Source organism: Pseudoxanthomonas daejeonensis (assembly GCF_022637495.1).
Lineage (GTDB): Bacteria > Pseudomonadota > Gammaproteobacteria > Xanthomonadales > Xanthomonadaceae > Pseudoxanthomonas > Pseudoxanthomonas daejeonensis.
In genome coordinates this window covers 1,897,453-1,921,670 of the sequence record NZ_CP093331.1, presented here as the reverse complement: position 1 = coordinate 1,921,670, position 24,218 = coordinate 1,897,453, and the positions used below count along the sequence as shown (strand labels likewise).

Genomic DNA, 24,218 nt, shown 5'->3' with positions numbered 1-24,218 from the left:
CGCGGACCCGGGGCCGGTCCTGACCCCACGTCCGCGGGACTTGCCACACCGTCCGCCGGCGAGACCGGGGAAGCGCCTGGTTTACCCGACGACCTGACTTGCTTGCCCAGCGTCCGGGGCATGACCGGATGGCGGATGCCGGCGCGTTCTTGCGTTCACTATCCCGTCGCCGCTTGCGGCACTACGGAGCCAGCCGGTATGAACACCGCCACAGACGCCATCGCCCAGGCCATGCAGCGCGCCGTGGACGTATTCACCCGGCGTCCGCAGCAGGGGCTGCACGACGATGCGACCGCCTACGCGTCGTGGCAAGGCGGCACCCGCGTGGCCGCTTCGCACGAGAACGGAACGCGGATCGACACCGACATGCCGCGCGAACTGGGAGGCAGCGGCGATCGCGTCTCCCCCGGCTGGCTGTTCCGGGCCGGTATCGCCGCCTGCGGCGCCACGGCCATCGCGATGGTGGCGGCCAGCCAGGGTATCGAGCTGGAGCAACTGGACGTCCACGTCGGCAGCCGCTCCGATGCGCGCGGCCTGCTCGGCATGCGCGACGGCGCGGGCGATCCCGTGCCGCCCGGCGCCATCGGATTCACCATCAACGTGCGGATCCGCGCGAGCGCGGTCGACGACGCGCGCTTGCGCGCCCTGGTCGACGAAGGCTTGCGCCGCTCGCCGATGCAGGACGCGATGCTGCGGCATCCGCCGCTGGACGTGCAGGTCCAGGTCGGTGCGGAGCAGGCCGCCTGACGATGGATGCACTGTCGGAAATCCTGCGCGTGGTGCAGCTGTCGGGTGCGTTCTTCGTCAACGCCCGCTTCAGCGCGCCATGGTGCTACCAGTCGCCGGCCGCCGCGCTGGCCGCACCGTGGCTAGACCCGTGCGCCGAGCAAGTGGTGATCTTCCACCTGATCACCGAGGGCGAATGCCTGGTGGAAATCGAAGGCGCGCCGCCGCTGCCCGCGCAGGCCGGTGACGTGGTGCTGTTCCCGCGCGGCTGCGCGCACCGGATGACGTCCGAAGCGGGCCTGCCATCGCCGCCGCGGGAGGCGGACCTTAAGCGGCTGCTGTCCAGCCGGCCACGCAAGCTGGCCTACGGCGGCGGCGGCACTGTTACCCGCATGGTCTGCGGCTACCTGGCCTGCGATACCCGCCTGGCGAAGCTGCTGTTGAACGGATTGCCGTCAGTGGTGCAGGTCGGCCTGCGCGGATCGGCGGCAGGGGCCTGGCTGGAGTCGTCGGTGCACTACGCGCTGGCCGAAGCGCGCGCGCCGCGCGCCGGCAGCGCCGGGATGCAGGCCAAACTGGCCGAACTGCTGTTCATCGAAGTGCTGCGCCAGCACGTCCACAACGAAGAGACGCGTGGCGGATGGCTGGCGGGGCTGGGCGACCGCATCGTCGGCAACGCGTTGAACTCCCTGCACCAGCGTCCCGGACAAGAATGGTCGCTGGCCGAACTGGCGCGCGCGGCCGGGACCTCGCGCACGGTGCTGGCCGAACGCTTCCAGCAGCTGGTCGGCACCTCGCCGATGCAGTACCTGACCCAGTGGCGGATGCTGATGGCGGCGAACCTGCTCCGCCGCGGAAACGTCCCGCTCTCCCGCGTCGCCGAGGAAGTGGGTTACCAGAACGACACGTCCTTCAGTCGCGCCTTCCGCCGCGAGTATGGCCAGCCGCCAGCGGCGTGGCGTCGCACCACTTTCCAGCAGGGCATTGCCGCCAGCGCGGCGCCCTGAGTGCCGGTGGCGCGTGCCGCGGGTCCTGCCCGGTATCGCGCTGTGCGACGGCGCCCGTGCAGCGGGTGCTTTCAGCTTCCCGAGCCGACCGCGTCGTGGCGCCGCTGGCCAGCGCCAACGCTCCGCGCTTGCGTGGCCAAGGCCTCAGCGTGCGCCGGGACAGGCCTGCAGGCGTTGCGACCGCGTGCGCGCGGCCCATGCGTAGATCCCCAGCCCCGCCACCGCGGTGGACGCGCCGACCCAGCCGGTCGAGGTCCAGCCGAATCCGGCGCTGATCGCCATGCCGCCCAGCCACGGACCCAGCGCATTGGCGGCGTTGAACGCGGCGTGGTGCGAAGCGGCGGCCAGGGTCTGCGCCCCGTCGGCCACGTCCATCAGGTGCGACTGCAGGATCGGGCCGAGCGCGCCCATCATGCCGATGCCCACCGTGGCCAGCAGCAGGCTCCACGGCTGCTGCGCGGCCAGCGGGAACAGCAGCAGCATGACCACCGCCCAGCCCAGCACCACCGGGACCGCGCGGAACTGCAGGCGGTCGAACAGCCAGCCGCCGAGCATGTTGCCGATCACGCCCCCCAGGCCGAAACCGGCCAGCCCCAGCGGAATCCAGGCCGAAGCGACGCCAGTGACCTCGACCATGGTCGGAGCGAGGTAGCTGAACACGCTGAACATGCCGGCGAAGCCAATGGCACCGATCAGCAGCGCCTGCCACACCGGCAACCGGTTGAACGCCCGCAGCTCGTCGAGGGGCCGCTCGCGCGGGGCCTCGACCGCGGCCGGCAGCGACAGCGCGATCAGGGCCACCGAGGCCAGCGCGATCACCGCGACCGCCGCATAGACCCAGCGCCAGCTCGCCAGCAGGCCGACCCAGGTGGCCAGCGGCGTGCCGACCAGGATCGCCAGGGTCAGGCCGAGCATCACCAGGCTGACCGCGCGACCGCGCGCTTCGGGGGGACTGATCGACACGGCGGTCAGCGCGGCGACGCCGAAGTACGCGCCATGCGGCAGGCCGGCGATGAAGCGGAACAGCATCAGGCTGCCGTATTCCGGTGCCAGCGCGCTGGCCAGGTTGCCGGCGGCGTAGAACCCCATCAGCGCCAGCAGCAGGATCTTGCGGTTCAGTGCGCCGCCCAGGATCGCCAGCAAGGGCGCCCCGACCACCACGCCCAGCGCATAGGCGCTGATCAGGTGTCCGACCTGCGGTTCGCTCACGCCCAGCGAGGCGACCAGGTTGGGCATCAGGCCCATGCCGGCGAACTCGCCGGTGCCGATGGCGAAGCCGCCGAGGGTCAGGGCGGCCAGGACCAGCGTGTACCGGGCGCGGCTCAGGGAAGGCGTCGCCGGCGCCGGTACGGGCGCCATGGGGAGGGGGGCGGAAGACATCGGCCTATTATGCTGCGATGCAACAAGGCGGCATAGTCCGGCCCACGGCACGCCGGCGTCCTGTTCATGCAACAACGGCGGTGTCGATCCGGGCGCCGCGAGGCCGTCGAAATCCCAAGGGCAGATCGCCCGGAGCCGCAGCGAGGACGGCATGGGCAAGGTGATCGTGGAGCAGATCGTCAGCATCGACGGTTACGCGGAGGATGCGGACGGCGGCATCGGCTTCTTCGCCGACGCGCGCGAGATCAACGCCGCCGATGCCGAGCAGCTGCGGATGCTCGGCCAGGTCGGCGCCATCGTGCTGGGCGCGCGCACCTACCGGATGTTCGCCGACTACTGGCCGCACGCCGACCCGGAGGTCGAACCGGTTGCCGCGCCGATCCGCGACCTGCCCAAGTTCGTGGTGTCCTCGACCCTGGCGCAGGCGCCGTGGGGCGACGACCAGGCGGCGACCCTCCTGCGTGGAGACGGTGTCGCCGCGGTGCGCGGCGTGCGCTCGCGCATCCCGGGCGACCTCATCGTCTGGGGCAGCCTGACCCTGGCCGACGCGCTGCTGCGTGCCGGCGAGGTCGACGTGCTGCGCTTGCGCATCGTGCCGGTCCTGCTCGGCCGCGGGCGTTCTTTCGCACCACCGGGCACCGCCGGGCGCACGTGGTCGCTGGCGCAGGCGAAGGCGAAGGCATTCGATGGCGGGCTGCTCGTGCTCGAATACCACGCCGCCTGAGCGCCGAGCGAGCCCTCACTCGCGCGGATACAGCCGCTGGCAATGCTCGCAGAAGAACGCGCGACGCTTCGCCACTCCCAGGTGCTTGCGGTAGGCGATGCGGTGCCCGTCGCGCGGGCATACGGTACGGGTGTGGACCTGGTAGTGCTGGCGCAGCACGTAGGCCTTCTTCCAGTGCAGGAAATCGAAACTGTATTCCCGGGCCTGGGTGACCAGCTCGCCCAGCTTGCGCGGCGGCAACGCCCCGACCCGGCTCTCCGGATGCACACGGATGCGATGCAGCACTTCGTTCTTGATGATGTTGCCGACGCCGGCGAACACCTGCTGGTCGAGCAGCGCATCGGCGGCCAGTGCCTGCGGTCGCGCGCGCAGCTTGCGGCGCGCCTGCGCCGGGTCCCAGGCATCGTTCATCACGTCGGCGGTCCAGTCGTAGGCCGCGTCGAGCGGACCCTCGATGAACTTGACCGAACACGCGTAGAAGTTCAGCTCCGAGCCATCCTCGAATTCCAGGCCGACCCGCGGCGCGACATCCCTGCGTTCGTTGATCCGGTAGCTGCCGTACAGCATGAGGTGGACGCGCAGGTTGAAGCCTTCGAACCGGACCAGGAAATGCTTGCCCCAGCTGTGCACGCCCAGCACGCGCTGGCCGGCCATGCGCTGGATTGGCTCGCGGCTGTTGCCATGCACGTGGCGCACCGTGCGCCCGGCAAAGCCGGCCGCCTCTTCCTTCAGGATGACGATGGAAGGACCTTCGGGCACCTGCGCAGTATCGATCGCGCCGGTGAGCATGCCGTCAAGCGGCAGGCCGTCGCTGCATCCGGCGGCGCGCGATGACGGCGGTCCATGGCGGCGTGACACACTGGCCGCATCGCCGGCGGCGTGCCGGCGTCCGCACCTTTGCGCGATGAACTACCTGGCCCACCTCTACCTTGCCCGACCCGACCCGGAAGCCATGCTCGGCGCGTTGCTGGGCGACTTCGTGTTCGGCCGCGCCGCGCTGCAGGATTACAGCCCGGTGGTGCGGAGCGAGATCCTGGTCCATCGCCGGGTCGACCGCTACACCGACGACCACCCGCTGGTGGTCGAGGCACGCGGCCTGTTCGCCGGTGACCTTCGCCGCTATGCCGGCATCGCCCTGGACGTGTACTACGACCATTGCCTGGCCCGCGACTGGTCGCGCTACAGCGACACGCCGCTGGACGCCTTCACCTCGCGCTTCTACCGCTACCTGCTGGTGCGGCTGGACGACCTGCCGCCGCGCCTGGAGGCCATCGCCCCGCGCATCGCCGCGCACGACTGGCTGGGTTCGTACCGCGACCGCGACAGCGTCGACCTGGCCGTGACCCGCATCGCCACCCGCCTGTCGCGCAATGGCGAGCGCCTGGTCGCCTGCCTGGACGACCTGCGCCGGCACGAAGCGCGGATCGCCGCGGGCTTCGACGCGTTCTTCCCGCAGCTGGTCGGCTACGTGCAAGCACTGCGCGCCGATCCTGGATTCGCCGCGGACTGACCGCGGCGACTGTCGATCCGCCGGAGGCCCCTTCGTCGTCCATCAGAAACCTGCCCACGAGCCGAGCCATGACCCTCGCCCTCTACGCCCATCCGTTCTCGTCCTACTCCCAGAAGGCGCTCATCGCCCTGTACGCGAACGGCATCGCATTCGAGTACCGCAACCTCGAAGATCCCGCGCACCAGCAGGCGCTGGAAACGCTGTGGCCGATGAAACGCTTCCCCGTCCTGGTCGACAGCGCAGCCGAAGCCGGCACGCAGCCGGTGATCGAGGCGACGGCGATCATCGAGTACCTGCACGTGCGCCATCCCGGCCCGGTACGGCTGCTGCCGGACGATCCGCTCGCGGCCGTGCAGGTGCGCATGCTCGACCGGTTCTTCGACAACTACGTCTCCACCCCGCAGCAGAAGCTCGTGTTCGATGCGATCAGGCCGGCAGCCGATCGCGATGCATACGGTGTCGGCGAAGCGACGCGCATGCTCGACATCGCTTACGTCTGGCTGGAGCGCCACCTGGCCGATGGCCGATGCTGGGCGACCGGCGATACCCCGAGCCTGGCGGACTGCGGCGCAGCCCCGTTCCTGTTCTATGCGGACTGGACCTACCCAATTCCGCACGGGCTTGGCCTCGTGCATGCCTATCGCGCCCGCTTGCTAGCCTGGCCCGCGTTCGCGCGCGCGGTCGACGAGGCACGCCCCTTCCGCTCCTATTTCCCGCTCGGCGCGCCGGACCGCGACTGAGCTGGCGGGCGCGCACCGGACGGGCGCGAGGACGCCACTCCAGTTACCGCCGCAGGCACCGGGGCGATCGTAGTAGCGCCTGGAAACGTCGCGCGCGAGCTTCTTGCTGCAGCGCAGCTGGACCGCTGCGCCCCGAGTGTTAGCGTTAACACTCACGAGGGGGATCCGATGAACCGAGCCGCACGGCGTACCACCTGCACCCGCATTGCGCTGCTGGCGAGTGCCTTGGCCACGGCACTGACCGCCGTGGCCGCCTCCGGGCCACGACTGGGCGACGCGGGTTACTTCACCACGCCGGGCCTGGACGTCCTGGCCTTCAGCAACACCTACGACGGCAACTTCAGCGACGCCAAGATCGCCGGCATCGAGCTGATCCACCATGGGGTGCGCACCGCGACCAATGGCGACGTGCGCCTGGCGCCCACGCCCGAGCAGTGGGACGCGGCTGCCACGCTGCTCGAACGCACCGTCGACGCGAAGAGCGGCACGGTCACCACGCGCATGCGCTTCGACGCGGAGGATTTCGAGTACTCGGTGCGCGTGGCGCCACGCGGCGACGGCGTCGTGATCCAGGTGCTGCTCGACCGGCCATTGCCCCGGTCGCTGGCCGGCAAGGCCGGGTTCAACCTCGAATTCCTGCCCTCGGCCTACTTCGGAAAGTCCTGGCTGATGGACGACGGCAGCGGGCAGTTGCCGCTGTACCCCGCCGGCCCGAGCGGTCGTGACAGGGACGGCGCGACGGTGCGCCTGCCGATGGCCCAAGGCCACCAGCTGACCCTGGCCCCGGAGGATCCGCAGCGCCGTGTCGCCATCGATTCGCCCGGTGCGCCGCTGCGCCTGTACGACGGCCGCAACCAGGCCCAGAACGGCTGGTACGTGGTGCGCTCGCTGCTGCCCAGCGGCAAGACCGGCACGGTGCTGGAGTGGTCGCTGGCCGCGGGCACCGAGCCCGGCTGGACCCGGCCGACCGTGATCGGTCATTCGCAGGTCGGCTACCACCCGGCACAACGCAAGGTGGCCGTCCTCGAACACGACCGCAACGCATCGCCTCCGGATCGTGCGCGGCTGTTGCGCGTGGAAGCGGACGGCACCACCCGCGAAGTGCTGGCGTCGGCGCCGCAACGCTGGGGCCCGTACCTGCGCTACGACTACTACACCTTCGATTTTTCCACCGCGCGCGAACCGGGCCTGTACCAGATCGAAGCCGATGGCCAGCGCACCGCCGCCTTCCGCATCGCCGACGACGCCTACGCCACGGCCTGGCACCCGACCCTGGACGTGTTCTTCCCGGTGCAGATGGACCACATGTCGGTCAACGAGGCCTACCGGGTCTGGCATGGCCGTTCGCACATGGACGACGCGCGCCAGGTCGCACCCGGCCGCGAGCATTTCGACCTGTACGGCCAGGGCCCGGACCTGGATTCGCCGTTCCAGCCGGGCGAGCACATCCCCGGCCTGGCGATCGGCGGCTGGTTCGACGCCGGCGACTTCGACCTGCGTACCCAGACCCACTATTCCACCGTGATGTCGCTGGTCGACACCTGGGAGCTGGCGCGGCCGCTGCGCGACGAGACCACGATCGACCAGAAGCGCGGGCACGTGGAGATCCACCAGCCCGACGGCGTCCCCGACCTGCTGCAGCAGATCGAGCACGGCACGCTGATGCTGATCGCCCAGCACCGCGTGTTCGGCCATGCCATCCCCGGCATCGTCGAGCCGGACCTGGGCCAGTACACGCACCTGGGCGACGCGGTGACCAAGACCGACGGCAAGGTCGACGATCCGTCCGACCCGGATTCGCCGCACGACGACCGGCTGGCCTTCACCAGCAACACCACCGCGCTCAACTACGGCTCGGCCGCCGGCCTGGCCGCGGCCAGCCGCGCCCTGCGCGACCACAACAGCGCGTTGGCGGCCGAGAGCCTGGCCACGGCGAAGAAGGTGTGGGAGTTCGAGCAGGGGCGCGAGCCGAACCTGTTCCGGGTCGGCAACACCACCGGCGGCGACCCGCAGGACGAACAGCTGCGGGCGGCCGTGCAACTGCTGCTGGCCACCGGTGATGCGAAGTACGCCAAGGCCATCGCCGCGTCGTGGCCGGCGATCGATGCGCGCTTCGCCTTCAACGCCGGCGCGGTGGCGCCCGTGCTGCCGAAGATGGATGCGGCGTTCACGGCGAAGTTCCGCGAGCGCGCGGTGAAGTTCAAGGAGGAGCGCAAGGCGTTCGTGGACGAAAACCCCTACGGCGTGCCGATCACCCGTGGCGGGTGGGCCGGCAACAGCGCGGTGGTCGGCATGGCCACCACCAACTACTGGCTGAACCGCGCCTTCCCCGAGCTGTTCGACATCGAGGACACGCTGCAGGGCCTGAACTACCTCTACGGAACGCACCCCGACTCCAACCTGTCGTTCGTCTCGGCGGTGGGCGCGCGCTCCAAGCAGGTCGCCTACGGCAACAACCGCGCCGACTTCTCCTTCATCGCCGGCGGCGTGGTGCCCGGCGTGCTCGTGCTCAAGCCCGATTTCCCCGAGAACAAGGAAGACTGGCCGTTCCTGTGGGGCGAGAACGAATACGTGATCGACCTCGGGGCCAAATACCTGTTCCTGGTGCACGCCGCGCAGGACCTGCTCGGCGCACGGGAGCCGCGCTAGCCCAGGCCAGCGGCCGGCATGCGGATTCCGCCGGGACGCTGGAACAGCACCCGCTCCGGCCGGTGCAGGACGAAGCCCTGGCCGTAGTCCACCCCCAGCTCGCGCAGCGTCGCCAGGGTGCGCTCGCTGTCCACCCATTCGGCGACCACCTTGAGCCCGCGCTGCTGGCCGATCTGGGCGATCGCATTGACGATCGCCCGGCTCATCGGATCGCTGCCCAGGTCGCGGACGAAGCTGCCGTCGATCTTGATCACGTCCACGGGCAGGTTCTTCAGGTAGCCGAAAGAGGACATGCCGGCGCCGAAGTCGTCCAGCGCGATCCGGCAACCCACCGCGCGCAGGCGCTCGATCACCCGCACCACCCGCAGCAGGTTGCGCACGGCCACCGTCTCGGTGATCTCCAGGCATACCCTCGTCGCGGGCACCCCGAATTCGTAGATGGTGTCGAGGATGAAGTCGGCCAGGCCGTCGTCCTCGATGCTGGCACCCGACAGGTTGATCGCGCAGGTGCGCAGCTCGCCGCCGCACGCGTGCAGCCGGGTGAAGTTCGCCAACGCAGTGCGGATCACCCAGCGGTCCACCAGCGGCATCAGTCCGTAGCGCTCGGCCGCCGGGATGAAGGCGCCGGGCAGGAACACCGTGCCGTCCTCCTCGCGCAGGCGCAGCAGCAGTTCGATGTGGATCGGGTTTTCCGGCGACGGCAGCAGCGGCACGACTTCCTGGTAGTCCAGCAGCAGGCGGTCCTGTTCCAGTGCCCAGCGCAGCCGGTTGGCCCATTCCATCTCGCTGCGGCGGCGGGTGGTGTCCTCGTCCTCGCGATAGGAACACACCCGGTTGCGGCCGCCCTCCTTGGCCTGGTAGCACGCACTGTCGGCCCACGCCAGCAGGTCCTTGAGCGTGCAGCCGTCGCGGTCGACCATGACCATGCCGATGCTGGCGCTCACCGTGTAGGTCCGGTCCTGCCAGACGAACATCACCCCTTCGATGCACTGGCGCATGCGCTCGGCCAGCTCCTGCGCCTGGTCCTCGTCGATGTCGAAGGCGAGCAGGCCGAACTCGTCGCCACCCAGCCGCGCCAGCAGGTCGCCCGGGCGCAGGTGCGCGCGCAACGCGTGGACCAGCTGGACCAGCAGCTGGTCCCCGGCCATGTGCCCGGACACGTCGTTGATCAGCTTGAACTGGTCGAGGTCGATGTACAGCAGCGCGAATGGCGCCATGTCCGCATCGCCCTGGCGCCGCGCCAGCGCCTCCTGCAGGCGCCGTTCGAACTCGCGCCGGTTGCACAGTTCGGTCAGGCCGTCGTGCGCGGCCTGGTAGCGCAGCCGTTCGGTCAGCTCGCGTTGCTCGCTGGTATCGGTGGCGACCATCAGCAGGTAGGGCGCACCATCGACTTCGACCTGCGCAAGCGACGCACTGGCCCAGAACGCCTCGCCACCGGCGGTCACCACCATCGCCTCCTGGCTGGCCCAGCTGCCACCGGCGGTGGCCTCGGCCATCGCCTGGCCGCCGAGCAAAGGATTGGCGAACAGGGACACCAGCGGCGTGTCCAGCACCGCGCCCAGGTGATTGCGCGCGGCCTGGTTGGCGTAGACGATGCGGCCATCGCGGCCGTCGGCAAGCAGTACCAGCGCCGGCAGCAGTTCGTTGAGCACGCGGAAGCGCGCCTCGCTCTCGCCGAAACGCGCGGACATGCGCCGGCCCAGCTCCAGCGCGCGGCGATAGGTCGTGGCCTGCGAAAGCATCAGCAGGGCCAACAGCACGCTGATGATGGTCCCGGCGGCGACCACGCGCCAGATCCCGCCGGTTTCGACCACGGTGCTGCGCGGCCACAGCTGCAGCTCCCAGCGCCGGCCACCGAATTCCACCTGCCGCCGCTGCGGGGCGGCACCCTCGGGCAGTACGCCGGATGCGAACACCGTCGCCTGGTCGGGCGGCGCATCCAGGTCGGTGATCGCCACATGCATGTGCTCGAGGATCCGGCCCTGCAGCGCCTGCCGCAGCATCGGCTCCAGCCTCAGGCTGATCGCCAGTGCGCCGATCTCGCGCAAGCGGCGTTGCTCCGGGGTGACCGGCCGGGGGCCCTGCGAATAGACCGGCAGGCGCACTGTCATGCCGCGGGCGGCGGCGGCATCGGCATCCGGGAACTGCAGCAGCCGGAACGGCGCGGAGATCGACGGCATGTCGGCATCGCGCGCCCGGTGCAGGGCGGCCAGGTTCTGCGGCTGGCTGGCGATGTCCAGGCCCACCAGCATCCCGTTGCCATGCAATGGCGAGACCAGTTCGTAGCGGTACTCGGCCCGCGCCGCGGACTGCGTACCGAGGCGGGCGAACGCGCTGGCCACGAACCCGGGCACGCGCTCCTGCGCGCGCAGGTTGGACTGGTATTCGGCGAAGGTCTGCTGGTCCATGCGGTCGTTGGACAGGAATACCGTCTGCATCGCCCGCAACGCCTGCGCGCCGGTGTCCAGCGGCACCAGCACCCGCGCCTGGGCGGCATCGGCCAGCGACTGCTGCATCACCTGGGCGCGGCCACGCGCGTCCAGCCATTCGCGACGCGCCATCTCCGCGGTGAACAGCAGCCCCACCCCCAGCACCAGCATCGCCCAGGCCACGGACGCCCGCAGCCCTCCGCCATGGGACACCTCCGGCGCGGCGGGCATGTGATCGTGGAACGGCATGCGGATCCTCGAGTGGCGGGCTTCCGGACCCGGTCGCGCCGGAGGGTTTCGGCTCATCGGTCGCATCCGGGCGGCGGGCGTCCTTCCTTTGTACATTCGGTCGCGCCACGGTTTTCTTGAGCCCGGATCGCGATCCGGGACGTCGATGGACCGCGCTGCCGTGCGCGGTCCGTCATGCGGGAAGCATCCCGATCGCAAGCAGCGCCCCTTCCGTTCGACGACGGTGACCGGAGTTGGAAGCTGCGTGGCGTGGTTCCGCCAAAATACCGCTGTCCAATTTCATCGACCTACCTGCACGAGTACGGGCGGCAGCACGGGTAACTGGCAGCCAGCGGCCCGGGTGACCAGGGATACGGCAGGGTAGGCGGGAAGGCATGAAGGCGGCCTCACGCCGGATGCCGCTGCATCCGTGCGCTGTATCCTGCGCCGGCGGGCCCGAGGCCCGCTCCGCGCGGCCGGTTCGCGCCGCCGCGGCCACACTCCCTTCCGCCAGGCCACGATGACCTTCGACCGACGCACCTTCCTCACCGGCGCGGCCTGCGCCGCCGCCGTCGCCTCGCTTCCGGCCGCCGTGCGTGCCGCCGCGCCGCCGCAGCGGATCGTCGTCAACGCGCTGGGAGGACTGGGCGATCCCAACCTGCCCGATGACACGCTGGTCCCGCAGCTCACGCCGCGCGTACTCGCCGAGGCGCGCGCGTCCGGCCTGACCGCAGTCAACGTGACCCTGGGCTACGTGGCCGGTGGCGAGGATCCGTTCCAGGCCAGCGTGCGCGACATCGCGGCGACCGACGCACTGGTCCGCGCGCACGCGGCCGACGTGCTCAAGGTCCTCACGGCGGCCGATATCCGCCGCGCCCATGCCGATGGACGCATCGGTCTGATCTACGGCTTCCAGAACGGCGCCATGCTCGGCGACGACCTGGAGCGGATCGACATCTTCACCGACCTGGGCGTGCGCGTCTTCCAGTTGACCTACAACCCGGCCAACCAGCTCGGCGATGGCGCGATGGCGCCCGGCAACCGCGGACTGAGTCCGTTCGGCCGCGAGGTGGTCGCGCGCCTGAACGAGCGCCGTGCGATGGTCGACCTGTCGCACAGCGGCGAGCGCACCTGCCTGGAAGCGGCGCGCCTGTCGTCCGCACCGGTGTCGATCAACCACACCGGCTGCCGCGCGATCGCCGACCTGCCGCGCAACAAGACCGATGCCGAGCTGCGCCTGGTCGCCGAGCGCGGCGGCTTAGTCGGCATCTATTTCATGCCGTTCCTGGACCTGTCCGGGCACGCGCGCGCCGAGCACGTGGTCGCCCACCTCGAGCATGCGGTGAAGACCTGCGGCGAGGACCACGTCGGCATCGGCACCGACGGCACCGTCAGCCAGATCGACGACATGGTCGCCTACCGGGACACGCTGGCGCGCGAAATCGCCGCGCGCCGCGCCGCCGGCATCAGCGCCGCCGGCGAGCGCCCCGATACCTATCCATTCGTGCTCGACCTGCGCGGCCCGGACCAGTTCCACACGCTGGCCCGGCTGCTGCAGGCCAAGGGCTGGTCCGAGGCGCGGATCGACAAGGTGCTCGGATTGAACTTCCTGCGCTTCGCCGGGACGGTCTGGGGCGCATAGCGGCAGCGGGCACTCCCGCTGCCCGCACGTTGCCCTACTCGGCTACCGCGCCGCCCAGGTGCGGTGCCAGGAATGCCAGCAGCCGCGTGTAGTACTCGCGACGGTGTTCCTCGGTGTAGAAGCCATGGCCCTCGTTGGGGTAGTACAGCGTCTCCACCGGTACCCCGGCCTTCTTCAGCGCCTTCTCCATCTGCCGCGTGTGCTCGACAGGGGCACGCTCGTCCTTGCCGCCGGCGGCAAGGAACACCGGCACCTTGATCCGGTCGGCGAGGTTGACCGGGGATCTGCCGGCCAGCGCGGCACGGTCGCCCATCCATTCCAGTGCCCAGGTCCGCCCGGAACGGCTGCGGCTGGACGCATCGCGATGCATCATCGGCAAGTCGTAGACGCCGACATAGCCGACCGCGCACCGGTACAGATCCGGCTCCCGGGCCGCACCCATCAGCGCGGCATAGCCGCCGTAGCTGGCGCCGTAGATGCACATCTTCGAGCCATCGGCGATTCCCTCGCGCACCGCCCAGCGGGTAGCGTCGGTCAGGTCGTCCTGCATGCGGCCGCCCCATTCCTGGTTTCCGGCCTGCATGTACTGGCGTCCGTAATTGCCCGAACCGCGATAGTTCACCCTCAGCACCGCGTAGCCGGCGGCGGCGAGGATCTGGGCATCGTCGTCGAACTCCCATCCATCGAAGACGCCGAACGGCCCGCCATGCGGGAGCAGTACCAGCGGTCGCGGCCCCGGCGCCTGGCCGCGCGGCTCCGTCAGATAGCCGTGCAGCGGCAGTCCGTCGCGCGCCTTGAAGCTGACGTAACGCGTCGCGGGCATCGCATCCGGGATGAACCACTCACGTCGGCTGAACACGCGGTCGGCGCGCTTGGTCCGGGTGTTGAACAGGAAATAGTCACCGTTGTTGCGGTCGCTCCATACGTACAGCAGCACCTCGCCACCATCGGCCGTGGCCGAAGTCATGCGGATGGAGTCGCCACGGAACGCCTTCTCCAGGCCGCGGTACAGGCGGGCGGTCGGATGGTCGTCGTCGAAGAACCGGTTGCGCACTCGATCGGTCATGTACGACGCACCGATCGGCGTCTGTCCATCGAGGTCGTAGAGGATGCGGTACGGATCGGCCACCGCGTCGCGCAGCACCTCGCGGTACTCACCGGTGGCCGGATTCCAGCTGACGATCGCATCCGGCCCCTCGCTGCGTTCGGCCTGGAGGTAGGCCAGCGTACCCTCTGCATTGAGACCCAGCGGGTACTCCTGGCGTTTCGTGACATTCTCGTCGTTGACCAACTGCCACTTCCCGCCACTTCCTTCGCGGTAGTACAGCCTGGAAACGTTGTCCGTGTCGGCGCCCACCGCGAAGCGCACCTGGCCCTTCAGATCGGCGACGAAGTCGGCGCGGCGAACCGGCGCCGAAGCCAGCACGTCCCGCTTGAGGGTGTAGATATCCAGCTTCTCGATGCGCACGTACGGGTCGCTGGTGTTCACCGCCATGGCCGACACCAGCACCTTGTTCGGCTCGTCGCGCAGGGTGCCCTGCATGAAGACCGCGCGCTCGAACTCGGTCCGGTAGGTGAATGAGTTGCCGGGCGTGTCATCGACGCCGTACGGACTGGCCAGCAACTTGCTGTTCTTGCCATCGGCATTGACCGCATGCAGTTCGCCGCGGGTGTAGGGCCTGTCGCGCGAGCCGTACTTTCCTGCCATCGACACGACGACACGCTCGTTGTTGGCCCACCAGAAGTCGTCCACCACGGAGTTTTCGCCGCCCATGATCTTGGTCGTGGGCACCATGTCCGAACGGCGGATGATCGCCAGCACGGTGCGATCCTCCAGAGGCACGGTCACTGCGAAGTACGCGCCATCGGGCGAAATCTTGACCCGCTCGTACTGGTCCTGCTTCAGGTAGGGCGCCAGGTCGACCTTGCCCTGTCCGGCGGCCGCGGCTACACCGGCCCACGAGAAAACACCGGCGAACAGCACGCCGGCCAGCCTGTTGCGGTGCGACATCCCCATCCCCCGTCTGGATCCCCGGGGTGATGTTGGCAAGCGCCGGAAACGCTGTCCATCGACGGAAGTCACAACCTGGCGCGACCACGTGCGGCGTGACACCGGGTCGCCCGGCCACCCGCAGGGTCGCCGGCGGCAGGGTCTCCGGGCCGGACGCAATGGCCGACGGAACGGTACCGGCGATCACCGGCATTGCAGCGGACACGCGACCGGAAATCGAACCCGATCGCGGCCCGGGAGGACCGCCTTTCCGCGAGCATGACGCGGAACGCACCCTGCGCGACTGCCCCGATAGACAGCCGCGCATTGCCGGCCGTTGCGCTACTGCAGCTTCAGCTCGCCGTTCTCCACGATCGGCTTGCCATCCAGGGTCACGGTGCTGCCCGGCAGGAACACGGTCTGGCCCGCGTTGGAGTAGTTGTCGCCGCCGGCCCAGGCATTGGACCCGGTGCCGACGGTGACCGCACCGGCCGGCATCCAGCTGCCCGCCGTGCTGCCGGCACCCAGCTTGATGTTCGGATTGATGCCCAGGTTGAAGAACGACAGTTCGTTCTTGCGCGCGTCGTCCATCGCGTCGTACGCGGCCTTCAGGTCGGCATAGCCGGGGCCGGAGCCTTCCATCGCCGTGACCTTGCCATCGGCGATGGCCAGGCTCAGCCGGTCGATCTTCTTGCCACGGAAGCTGGAACCGGAATCCACCAGCGTTCCCTGGGCGCTGCCCGGTACCGGCGTGGTGAACACGTCACCCGCGGGCAGGTAGACCGACAGGGCCGACCCTCCCTGCTTGCGGTCCTCCTCCGAGATGATGCCGTCGCTGACGCCGACCTTGCGGCCCTGGATGCGGAAGGTCAGGTCGGTGCCGTTCGGATTGGTCACGTGCACTTCGCTGCCCGATGCCAGCGCCGCGCGGATCTTCTCGCCCTTCGCCTGCAGTTCGGTGTAGTCCATGCTCACGCCGTCCCAGAACATCTTCGCCAGCGCTTCTTCGCTCATGCCGAAGCGCTCCGCGCGTGCGGCGGTGGGATAGAAGTTGTTCCCGAGTTCGACCATCCGCACGCCGTTCTTGAACATCGCCTGCCCGATGCCCTCGTTGGCCTTGCTTCGCGCCGCCATCCGCTTCGGGTCGGCGCCTTCGAACAGGGTTTCGCTGGTGCCGTTGCCGAGGCTGATGACCACGTCGAAGATCTCGGTCAGCTTTCCGACCAGCGCATCCTCGCGGGCGTCGTACTTGTCAGGAACGTCGAAGAACAGGCGCCTGGACAGTCGATCGCTGCTGTACTCGATCATCGGGTAGCCACCCACCCTGGCCACCTCGACCGCGAGGTCCTCCATCAGCTCCGCGTCCTGCGGACGACCGGTGATCAGCACCGCTTCGCCATCGGTGACCCCGGCGCTCTGGGTGACCACGCGGCGCGCCAGCGCCTCCAGGTCCACGGCCGGTGCCGCCGCTGGCGCGGCAGCGGGCGCGGCAGCGGGCGTGGCGGCGATGGCTTCGGGTTGGGCGGCGGCCGGAGTGGCAGCGGTGTCGTCCGCGTTGCGCTTGCATGCGGGCAAGGCGCAGATTGCGACCGCGACGGAGGCGGCCAGAAGAACGTGCTTCATGAAGGCATCCCCAAGAGCTGCCGGAAGTGGCAGGAGGTGGATGCTACTTGCGGGCCGGCACGTGGCAGCGACCGTTCATCGGGCCGGGGCGTGCAACGCGAAACAACTATAAAGCGGCCATTTTTGCGTGTTTCTTGGCTGTCCTCCGCGACTCCGATAGCGAACCGCCGGCCACGCCAGCGCCGCACCTTCGGCCAGCCTGCCCGACCGGAACCGGAACCCGTCGGTTACGATGCCCGCCCCGCCCGACCGCCTCCCATCCCGTGTCCCCAAGCCCCGGCCCGCTGCTGACCCGCGACACCGCCGATGCGCTCCTTGCCGCGCACCGCCAGGGCCTGCCCGGCTGGAGTGGCTCGCTGGACCTGGGCCGAAGCCAGGGACAGGCTTCGCTGGCGATCGATCACTGGCAGTGGCAGGACGCGCGCTACCCGTATCCGGAACGCCTGAAGGACCGCACGATCTACCGGTTCGACGGCGAGGCCTGGTCGCCGGTGTCGCGATACGCCGGCTCGCTGATCAAGCTGGTGCCCACCGAGTGGGGCGCTCCTACTTTCGAGATCGACGGCATCAAGATGCTGCCGACCTCGAAGGAGTCGCCGATCGACGACGCGCGGCGCAAGGTCGCCCTGGTCCAGCCGGCCGGCAAGGTGGTGCTCGATACCTGCGGCGGACTGGGGTACTTCGCCGCGTGTTGCCTGGAGGCCGGCGTCGCCCGCATCCATTCGTTCGAGAAGAACGAAAGCGTGCTGTGGCTGCGCACGCTCAATCCCTGGTCGCCGGATCCGGAAGATCCCGGAAGCGGAGGTCGCCTGCAGCTGGTGCATGCCGACGTTTCGCAGGCGGTCACGGCGATGGCCGATGGCTCGGTCGACGCGGTCCTCCACGACCCGCCGCGTTTCGGCATCGCCGGCGAACTCTACTCGCAGGCCTTCTACGACCAGCTCGCGCGGGTGCTGCGCCGCGAAGGCCGGCTGTTCCACTACACCGGCAGTCCCAACAAGCTCACCAGCGGCCGCGACGTGCCGCGCGAAGTGCAGAAGCGCCTGGAGAAGGCGGGTTTCAAGGCGCAGCTGGCGCTGGATGGCGTGCTCGGGACAAGGCGCTGAGGGGACTGGCGTCGCAAGCTTCCGCCTGACGCCGCATCGCGCCGGCTCGAGCAGGTACCCTGAGCGCTGCCATCGACGATCAGGGGACACCGTCATGACCGGACTGCTTCGCGTCGCATCCCTCGCTGTTTGCCTGGCTGCATTCCTGCCCACCTGGCGCGCCCAGGCCGGGCCCGCGGCCGATCCTGCCCTCGAGGCGCGCATTGCCGCGATGGGACGCGTCGGCAGCGCCAGCGGCGCGCAGTTCTCCCCGGACGGCACGCAGATCGCCTACATCACCAACCTCAGCGGCGTGCCGCAGGTCTGGCGCATCCCGGCCGACGGTGGCTATCCGCAGGCAGTGACCGCCGGCAGCGATCCCGCATCGGGCGTGCGCTGGTCGCCCGATGGCCGGCTCGCCTACGCGGTGTCGCCGGGCGGCGGCTACAACGCGGCCTTGCTGCTGACCTCGCCGGACGGGACCGGGACGCGCGCGATCGACGACGACGGCGATGCCAACACCTTCGTCGGCGAGTTCACCCGAGACGGCCGCTACGTGTTCGGCAGCAACGTGCGCGACCCCGCCAGCATGGACGTATGGGTCTGGGATCCGAAGACCGGCAAGGCCCGCAACGCGATCCAGATGCAGGGCATCGGCGGTGCGCTCGACGTCATCGGTGACCGCGCGCTGGTGTCGCGGCTGGTCACCCGCGGCAACGAGAACCTGTGGCTGGACGACCTCGCAACCGGCAAGAGCGTCCTGCTGACGCCGCACGAAGGCACGGCCAGCGTCGAAGGCCTGTTCGGCGCCGATGCCTCCACGGTCTACCTCAACCATAACCTGGGCCTGGACCGCAGCGTCTTCGCGCGCCTGGTGGTCGGTGCGGACGGCACGCCTTCGGCGCCGAAGACCCTCGCCAGCCGCGACGACGGCGAGCTGCAGGACTTCGCGCTGAGCGACGACAGGCAGACCGCGCTGCTGGTCTGGAACATCGCCGGGCGCAACGAGCTTGAACGCATCGACCTGCGCAGCGGCAAGCGCACGCCGCTGCCGGCGGCACCTGGGGAACTGGTGTCGGGGATCGACTTCGCGCCCGACGGTCGCTCGGTGGTGCTGGCGGCGTCCGGCTCGCAGGCACCGGCCGACCTGTGGCGGCTGGACCTCGACGGCGGCCGCTGGACGCGTCTGACCTGGAGCCCGCATCCGGGCGTGGACCTGGCGCAGCTGGTGAAGCCGACGCTGCGCACCTATACCGCCCATGACGGGCTCGAGCTGTCGGGCTGGCTGTACCTGCCCAGGGACTTCAAGACCCCCGGCCCGGTGGTGCTGAGCTTCCACGGCGGCCCGGAAAGCCAGGAGCGCCCTGCGTTCCGCGCCGACTACCAGGCGCTGGTAGCCAGTGGCATCGCCGTGTTCGCGCCGAACATCCGCGGCTCTTCGGGCTTCGGCAAGGCCTTCATGCAGAGCGACAACCATGCTGGCCGCTTCGACGCCAACCGCGACATCCAGTCCACCGCCGACTTCCTCGTCCGCGAAGGCATCGGTGCGAAGGATCGGATCGGCATCATGGGCGGCAGTTACGGCGGCTACGCGACCATGGTCGGCATCACCGAATTCCCGGACACGTTCGCCGCGGCGGCCAACCTGTTCGGCATGGTCAACTTCGAAACCTTCTTCGCGCAGAGCACGCCGTGGATGGGTGCGATCTCCACCGGCGAATACGGCGACCCGAAAACCCAGCGCCAACTGCTGCGCGACCTGTCGCCGATCCACAAGCTGGATCGCGTGCGCACCCCGCTGATGGTGATGCACGGCGCCAACGACACCAACGTGCCGCTGGTCGAAGCCGAGCAGATCGTGGATACGCTCAAGCAGCGCGGCGTGGACGTCGAGTTCGTGCTGTTCCCGGACGAAGGCCATGGCTGGCGCAAGGAAGCCAACCGGGTGAAATCGACGATCGAACTGACCCGGTTCTTCCGCGACCACCTGCTGGCCGACGGAAAGACCCACTGACACTTCGCCGCCGGGCAGGCCCGGCGCTACGGGAACAGCCATCCCTACCGTAGGGCGGGGCTCGCCGCGCTGCGCCATCAACGCGCACTGACTTCCGGACGCGGAAGTCAGTGCGGCATGGCCACGCCCCTGAGCAGCTCCTGCGAGGCGTAGGCGTCGCCGCCGTGGGCGAAGTTGGCCAGCGAGACGATGCCGACCAGGCGCTTGTCGCGATTGACCACCGGCAGCCGTCGCATCTGCAGTTCGGCCATGTTGGCGGCGACCTGCTCGACGTCCTCGTCCTCGAAGCAGTACTTCACGTCGGTGGACATCACGTCGCGGACCAGCATGTCCGCGCCCCGGCCGTTGGCGACGGCGCGGGTGACGATGTCGCGGTCGGTGATGAAGCCGACCAGGCGGTCGTTGTCGCCGACCGGAAGGCTGCCGATGTCATGCTTGGCCATCACTCCGGCCGCGCGTCCGAGCGTGTCGTCAGGGGCGATGACGCATACGTCGGCACTCATCAGTTCGCTGATCTGCATGGGGAGCTCCTGCGGGGTTGAACGCCGCAGCATCACCAAGTGTGGATTAAGCCGCCGCCAACGGAATGCATGCGGCGCGTTAAGCGGCCGCCGGCCGTCAACGACGAGGCTCACGCCGGAATAGGCGGCAGCTCCGGCGCCAGCAAGCCCTGGAAGGGATCGCGCCACGCAGCGAGCGCTTCGAGCCGCCCGTACCAGCGCTGCAATGCGGGGTATTCATGCAGCGGCAGGCGCGCGGCATCGTTGCAGGGCAGGAACGTGGCCATGCGGAAGTCGGCGTAGGACAGGCCGTCCTCCAGCAACCAGTCGCGCTGCGACAGCTCGGCCTCCAGCAGGGCGGCCGACGTGGCGAAGCGGCCCAGGCCCTCCTCGACCTTCGCAGGATCGGTCGGGCCCTGGGCATAGCGCAGCCGGGTGCCGCGCTCGTACTGCACCATCTCGCAGGCGCGGACGAAGTTCTCCTTGCCCCAGCTCAGCCACTGGATCATGCGCGGCTCGGCGTCGCCGCGCCGCCAGAACACCGAGCCGGCATCGCGGGAAAGCCGGCAGGCGATCGCATCGGTTTCCCACAGGCTGCCGCCGGGGAATACCAGGATGGGCAGGAACAGCGTCGGATTCAGCGGCCGGTAGCGCTCGGCCTGGCCCGCCGCGAACGGCGCGGCGAGTTCGAACGCGACCGGCGCGCCCACGTGGCGCGCCACGGCCACCGCGAGGCGCGGGTTGGGGTTGCGGCTGAAGAGCAGTTTCATGCGCGGCCTGCACGGGTGCGCTGGTATGCCACCAGGGCATTGGCGTGGCCATGGCCCAGCCCATGCGAGGCCTTGAGGAATGCCACCTGTTCCATGTGCGGGCGTGCGGCCACGGATTCCAGCAACGCGAACCAGTGCGCGACCGGCTTGCCGTAGGCCTTCTCGATGGACGGGAAGTACGAGGCGGGCCCCGTGGCCCGGGCATCAGCTTGCATGGCGTGCTCCTGCGTTGGCGGTCGTGCGGGTACGACGGACGGGAAGCAGCCTGTTCGACACCTGCCGGCGACGTCGCGGTGCCGCCGGCGTGGCGTACGTGCCGGATGCCTGGCCGGGAACATCCAGCTTCCGGGTACGCAACTGCGCCGGCCCACGCAGCAACGTCGGGCAGGTACGTCAGGAACCGCGCGCCCGGACAGGGCACAAGCCTTCATCGCCTCGCGGCGGGATCATCAGCCAGGCGTCGATGCGATGGGCCGGCGCACCCGGCGCGACTCAGGTGGAAGCCCGTGCCCCGGCGGGAGCCGGCTGCGACAGCAGGCCGATGCGGCGGAACCACATCTCCACCGGCACCGTCACCAGTGGCGGGATCGCCGCCAGCAAGGCGACCAGCAGTGCCCACAGCGGCCAGCGCAGGCGCACGCCCGCATACAGGCTGACCACGACGTAGAACAGGAACGCCGCGCCATGCAGCCGCCCGAACAGCCACACGCCCAGGTCGGTGGTGCCGGTGCCGTACTTGAGCAGCATGCCGACCAGCAGCCCGGCCCAGGTCAATGCTTCGAGGAACGCGGCGACCGCGAACAGGCGCCCTGCGGCGGACAGTGGACGTGGGGACATCGGGGATTCCGGGCAAGAAGGGCGTGCAGGGTACCTATCGATCCCGGTAACGCGCCAGTTGCACCAGCGCCGCGCGCAGGTCGCCGACCACCAGCGGCGCGGGCACCGACAGCATCAGGTTCAGCGGCAGCCCGAACTCCTCGATGCTCCAGCCGTGCACGTCGAGCACGCCATCGGCGCCGATCGCCTGCGGATGCCGCTCGCGGATGCGCTGGGCGAAGCTGCCGTGTTCGGGGATGTAGCCGAATACCGGCTTGCCCTTGGCCACCGCGTAACCGACCTCGAAGCAGGTACCGCTGTCGGGCTCGGGGCCGCGGAAGAAATCCAGGTTGGCCAGCACCGCGTCGGCACGCTCGATCAATTCGATGTTGGCGCGGTAGATCCACGCCGCCTGCGCGGCCGGGTCGGTGATGTCCGCCGGCACGTCCTGGTCGAGCGGGAACAGCCCCTCGAAGCCGGACTGCGCGCATTGCGCCTTGAGCTCGAGGCCGCGCGCATGCGCGTCCGGACGGAACACGTCGGGACCGGCCAGGTACAGGGAATGGATCATGCGCGGGCTTCCGGTACGGGAGTCGCCATTGTCGGCCATGCACGCCCGATGCGGCTGCGTTTGACAGCGGAGCGCGCGCGACGACAGCATCGACCCACCATTCGAAGGGGATCGATCTTGGACCGACGTACGTTCCTGGGCACGGGGGGCGTGGCGATGGCCGCCTCGCTGCTGCCCGGCGCATCCCTCGCGGCCGGGGCCGCAGGCCGGAAGGACGCGCCGTTCCAGCGCATCGACCTCGTGTCCGATGGACTGGCGCTGGATCCGCGCGAGTACGCGATCCGGTTGCAGGAAGCCGTCGACGGCGGACTGGATGCGGACAATTATTCGCGGGGCGGCGCCATCGAACGCCTGGAGGGAACGTTCGCACGCCTGCTGGGCAAGCCGGCGGCGATGTTCGTTGCCACCGGCACGCTTGCCAACCACATCGCCGTTCGCAGGCTCGCCGGCGAAGACTGCCGCGTGCTGGTGCAGGCCGAGAGCCACCTCTACAACGACAGTGGCGATGGCGCCTCGAACCTGGGCGGACTCAACCTGGTCCCGCTCGGCGAGGGCCAGGCCACGCTGCGGCTGGACGATGTGCAGCAATGGGTGGAACGCTCGCGCGGTGGCCGCGTGCGCAACGCGGTCGGCGTCATTTCCATCGAGACGCCGGTGCGCCGCCGCGACCATGCCATGGCCGACTTCGCCGAGATCGAACGGATCAGCCGCTACGCGCGCGAGCAGGGCATCCGCCTGCACCTGGATGGCGCGCGCCTGTTCACCCTGCCGCACCACTCCGGTCGTTCGCTGGCCGAGTACACCGCCCTGTTCGACACGGTCTACGTCTCGCTGTGGAAGCACTTCAACGGCGCCAGTGGCGCGATCCTGGCCGGCAGCGCCGGGTTCGTCGATGGCCTGTACCACGAGCGCCGCATGTTCGGCGGTGCGCTGCCGGGAGCATGGCCGCTGGTGGCGCCGGTGGAGGCTTATGCCCTGCGCTTCCAGGCCGACTACGCGCAGGCCTGGCGCGCAGCCGATGCGCTGATCGGCCACCTGCAGGCCGACGGGCGCTTCAAGGCGCGCAAGCTCGCCGACGGCACCAGTCGCTTCTTCCTGACCGTCGCCGACGCATCGGCGCAGGCGCTGCCCGAGCGGCTGCGCGCGCACGACATCATCCTGTCGCGGCCGCACCCGGAGACGGGCGAGTTCGCGATCCAGGTCAATCCGACCCTGCTGCGCATGGATCCGGCCGAGCTTGCGCGCCGGTTCACCGGAGCGCTCGCGGGCTGACACGGCCCGACCACCGGCGCGGTCACGTGCCGGTGGTCGGCATCCGGGACGGTCAGCCCTTGACCTTGCGGTGGGCCACCGAGACCTCGATCTCAAGGCCCAGCGCCATCGATTTCCAGTCGCCGTGGTCGTCCATGTTGACCACCACCCGCGCGACCTTCCTCGGCGGCGGCTTGGGCACGACCGTCCCGCTGAGCACCGGCTTGATATCGACGTCGATGACGATGCCGTCGCCGAGTTCGATCGAGAGTCGCTTCTTCTGCACTCGTGTGGCCATGCTGCCGCTCCTGCTTTTTCCCCACCGGAAGGTCGCCGTTTCCCTGGATCAGGGCTGGTACTTGAGGTCGATCTTGAAGTTCGCCTGCACCGGGGCCGCCTCACTGGAGGGATCGCCGATATCCAGCACCAGTTCCGCCAGGCGCCTTGGATTTGGACGCGGCTTGGGCACCACCGGGGCACTGGCCTTGAGCTGGATGCTGACGTCGACGAAGACCCCCTCGGCGATCGCCACGCTGAAGGTCTGCTCTCTGGTCATGGTCATT

The 24,218-nt window shown here is 69.5% G+C and carries 22 protein-coding genes; 10 read left to right on the top strand and 12 right to left on the bottom strand.

The window, feature by feature from the left end:
- Positions 1-198 precede the first annotated feature (198 nt).
- Together MNQ95_RS08580 and MNQ95_RS08575 are read left to right on the top strand one after the other, a co-directional pair.
- Positions 199-747, top strand: a complete 549-nt coding sequence (locus MNQ95_RS08580; RefSeq protein ID WP_162409902.1) for an OsmC family protein — start codon at positions 199-201, stop codon at positions 745-747.
- Between the two features lie 2 nt (positions 748-749).
- Positions 750-1,733: an AraC family transcriptional regulator gene (locus tag MNQ95_RS08575; protein WP_241952602.1), complete on the top strand. Its 984-nt coding sequence runs from the start codon at positions 750-752 to the stop codon at positions 1,731-1,733.
- Between the two features lie 144 nt (positions 1,734-1,877).
- Here MNQ95_RS08575 and MNQ95_RS08570 read toward each other — a convergent pair whose 3' ends face one another.
- Positions 1,878-3,113: an MFS transporter gene (locus tag MNQ95_RS08570; RefSeq protein WP_241952601.1), complete on the bottom strand. Its 1,236-nt coding sequence runs from the start codon at positions 3,111-3,113 to the stop codon at positions 1,878-1,880.
- A 151-nt stretch (positions 3,114-3,264) separates the two neighbouring features.
- Between MNQ95_RS08570 and MNQ95_RS08565 the strand changes: the two genes are divergently transcribed.
- Positions 3,265-3,837, top strand: a complete 573-nt coding sequence (locus MNQ95_RS08565) for a dihydrofolate reductase family protein (RefSeq protein ID WP_162409905.1) — start codon at positions 3,265-3,267, stop codon at positions 3,835-3,837.
- A gap of 15 nt (positions 3,838-3,852) precedes the next feature.
- Here the strand turns inward: MNQ95_RS08565 and MNQ95_RS08560 are convergent, their stop codons facing one another.
- Positions 3,853-4,626 carry a DNA-formamidopyrimidine glycosylase family protein gene (locus MNQ95_RS08560; protein ID WP_425605659.1) on the bottom strand — a complete coding sequence of 258 codons (774 nt, stop codon included), beginning with the start codon at positions 4,624-4,626 and terminating at the stop codon, positions 3,853-3,855.
- A 115-nt stretch (positions 4,627-4,741) separates the two neighbouring features.
- On the opposite strand from MNQ95_RS08560, the gene MNQ95_RS08555 reads away from it, so the two are divergent.
- The 3 genes from MNQ95_RS08555 to MNQ95_RS08545 all read left to right on the top strand — a co-directional run bounded on the left by MNQ95_RS08555 (position 4,742) and on the right by MNQ95_RS08545 (position 8,736).
- Entirely contained in the window at positions 4,742-5,347 is a 606-nt protein-coding gene (locus MNQ95_RS08555; RefSeq protein ID WP_241952600.1) for an acyl carrier protein phosphodiesterase, read from the top strand.
- Between the two features lie 68 nt (positions 5,348-5,415).
- On the top strand, positions 5,416-6,087 hold the full coding sequence (locus tag MNQ95_RS08550; protein ID WP_162409907.1) for a glutathione S-transferase family protein: 672 nt from the start codon (positions 5,416-5,418) through the stop codon (positions 6,085-6,087).
- A 168-nt stretch (positions 6,088-6,255) separates the two neighbouring features.
- A complete protein-coding gene (locus MNQ95_RS08545; protein WP_241952599.1) occupies positions 6,256-8,736 on the top strand; it encodes a glycoside hydrolase family 9 protein in 2,481 nt (826 codons plus the stop codon).
- On the opposite strand, the gene MNQ95_RS08540 is transcribed toward MNQ95_RS08545, so the two are convergent.
- Positions 8,733-11,414: a bifunctional diguanylate cyclase/phosphodiesterase gene (locus MNQ95_RS08540; protein WP_241952598.1), complete on the bottom strand. Its 2,682-nt coding sequence runs from the start codon at positions 11,412-11,414 to the stop codon at positions 8,733-8,735. The genes MNQ95_RS08545 and MNQ95_RS08540 overlap by 4 nt on opposite strands.
- 499 nt (positions 11,415-11,913) lie before the next feature.
- Between MNQ95_RS08540 and MNQ95_RS08535 the strand changes: the two genes are divergently transcribed.
- A complete protein-coding gene (locus MNQ95_RS08535) occupies positions 11,914-13,035 on the top strand; it encodes a dipeptidase (protein ID WP_162409910.1) in 1,122 nt (373 codons plus the stop codon).
- A 34-nt stretch (positions 13,036-13,069) separates the two neighbouring features.
- On the opposite strand, the gene MNQ95_RS08530 is transcribed toward MNQ95_RS08535, so the two are convergent.
- Entirely contained in the window at positions 13,070-15,046 is a 1,977-nt protein-coding gene (locus MNQ95_RS08530; RefSeq protein WP_162409911.1) for an alpha/beta hydrolase family protein, read from the bottom strand.
- 321 nt (positions 15,047-15,367) lie between these two features.
- Entirely contained in the window at positions 15,368-16,648 is a 1,281-nt protein-coding gene (locus tag MNQ95_RS08525) for an aminopeptidase (protein WP_162409912.1), read from the bottom strand.
- A 263-nt stretch (positions 16,649-16,911) separates the two neighbouring features.
- Here MNQ95_RS08525 and MNQ95_RS08520 point away from each other — a divergent pair, with 263 nt between their 5' ends.
- Entirely contained in the window at positions 16,912-17,754 is an 843-nt protein-coding gene (locus MNQ95_RS08520) for a class I SAM-dependent methyltransferase (RefSeq protein ID WP_241952597.1), read from the top strand.
- Between the two features lie 94 nt (positions 17,755-17,848).
- On the top strand, positions 17,849-19,747 hold the full coding sequence (locus MNQ95_RS08515) for a S9 family peptidase (RefSeq protein WP_241952596.1): 1,899 nt from the start codon (positions 17,849-17,851) through the stop codon (positions 19,745-19,747).
- 107 nt (positions 19,748-19,854) lie between these two features.
- Here MNQ95_RS08515 and MNQ95_RS08510 read toward each other — a convergent pair whose 3' ends face one another.
- The 5 genes from MNQ95_RS08510 to MNQ95_RS08490 form a co-directional block, all read right to left on the bottom strand.
- Positions 19,855-20,268 (bottom strand): CBS domain-containing protein, encoded by a 414-nt coding sequence (locus tag MNQ95_RS08510; protein ID WP_162409915.1) that lies wholly within the window; start codon positions 20,266-20,268, stop codon positions 19,855-19,857.
- Positions 20,269-20,378: 110 nt separating this feature from the next.
- A complete protein-coding gene (locus MNQ95_RS08505) occupies positions 20,379-21,017 on the bottom strand; it encodes a glutathione S-transferase family protein (protein ID WP_241952595.1) in 639 nt (212 codons plus the stop codon).
- The gene (locus tag MNQ95_RS08500) at positions 21,014-21,232 is read right to left on the bottom strand and encodes a DUF4287 domain-containing protein (RefSeq protein WP_241952594.1); all 219 of its coding nucleotides are present in this window, start codon (positions 21,230-21,232) and stop codon (positions 21,014-21,016) included. The genes MNQ95_RS08505 and MNQ95_RS08500 overlap by 4 nt, the downstream gene beginning before the upstream one ends.
- A gap of 277 nt (positions 21,233-21,509) precedes the next feature.
- Positions 21,510-21,854: a DUF3817 domain-containing protein gene (locus tag MNQ95_RS08495; protein WP_241952593.1), complete on the bottom strand. Its 345-nt coding sequence runs from the start codon at positions 21,852-21,854 to the stop codon at positions 21,510-21,512.
- A 34-nt stretch (positions 21,855-21,888) separates the two neighbouring features.
- The gene (locus tag MNQ95_RS08490) at positions 21,889-22,404 is read right to left on the bottom strand and encodes a nucleoside 2-deoxyribosyltransferase (RefSeq protein WP_241952592.1); all 516 of its coding nucleotides are present in this window, start codon (positions 22,402-22,404) and stop codon (positions 21,889-21,891) included.
- A gap of 117 nt (positions 22,405-22,521) precedes the next feature.
- Between MNQ95_RS08490 and MNQ95_RS08485 the strand changes: the two genes are divergently transcribed.
- Positions 22,522-23,676, top strand: a complete 1,155-nt coding sequence (locus MNQ95_RS08485) for a threonine aldolase family protein (RefSeq protein WP_241952591.1) — start codon at positions 22,522-22,524, stop codon at positions 23,674-23,676.
- Between the two features lie 52 nt (positions 23,677-23,728).
- Here the strand turns inward: MNQ95_RS08485 and MNQ95_RS08480 are convergent, their stop codons facing one another.
- Together MNQ95_RS08480 and MNQ95_RS08475 are read right to left on the bottom strand one after the other, a co-directional pair.
- Positions 23,729-23,953, bottom strand: coding sequence for a hypothetical protein (locus MNQ95_RS08480; RefSeq protein WP_162409920.1), 225 nt, complete (start codon positions 23,951-23,953; stop codon positions 23,729-23,731).
- Positions 23,954-24,001: 48 nt separating this feature from the next.
- Positions 24,002-24,217: a hypothetical protein gene (locus MNQ95_RS08475; protein WP_162409921.1), complete on the bottom strand. Its 216-nt coding sequence runs from the start codon at positions 24,215-24,217 to the stop codon at positions 24,002-24,004.
- Position 24,218 lies beyond the last annotated feature (1 nt).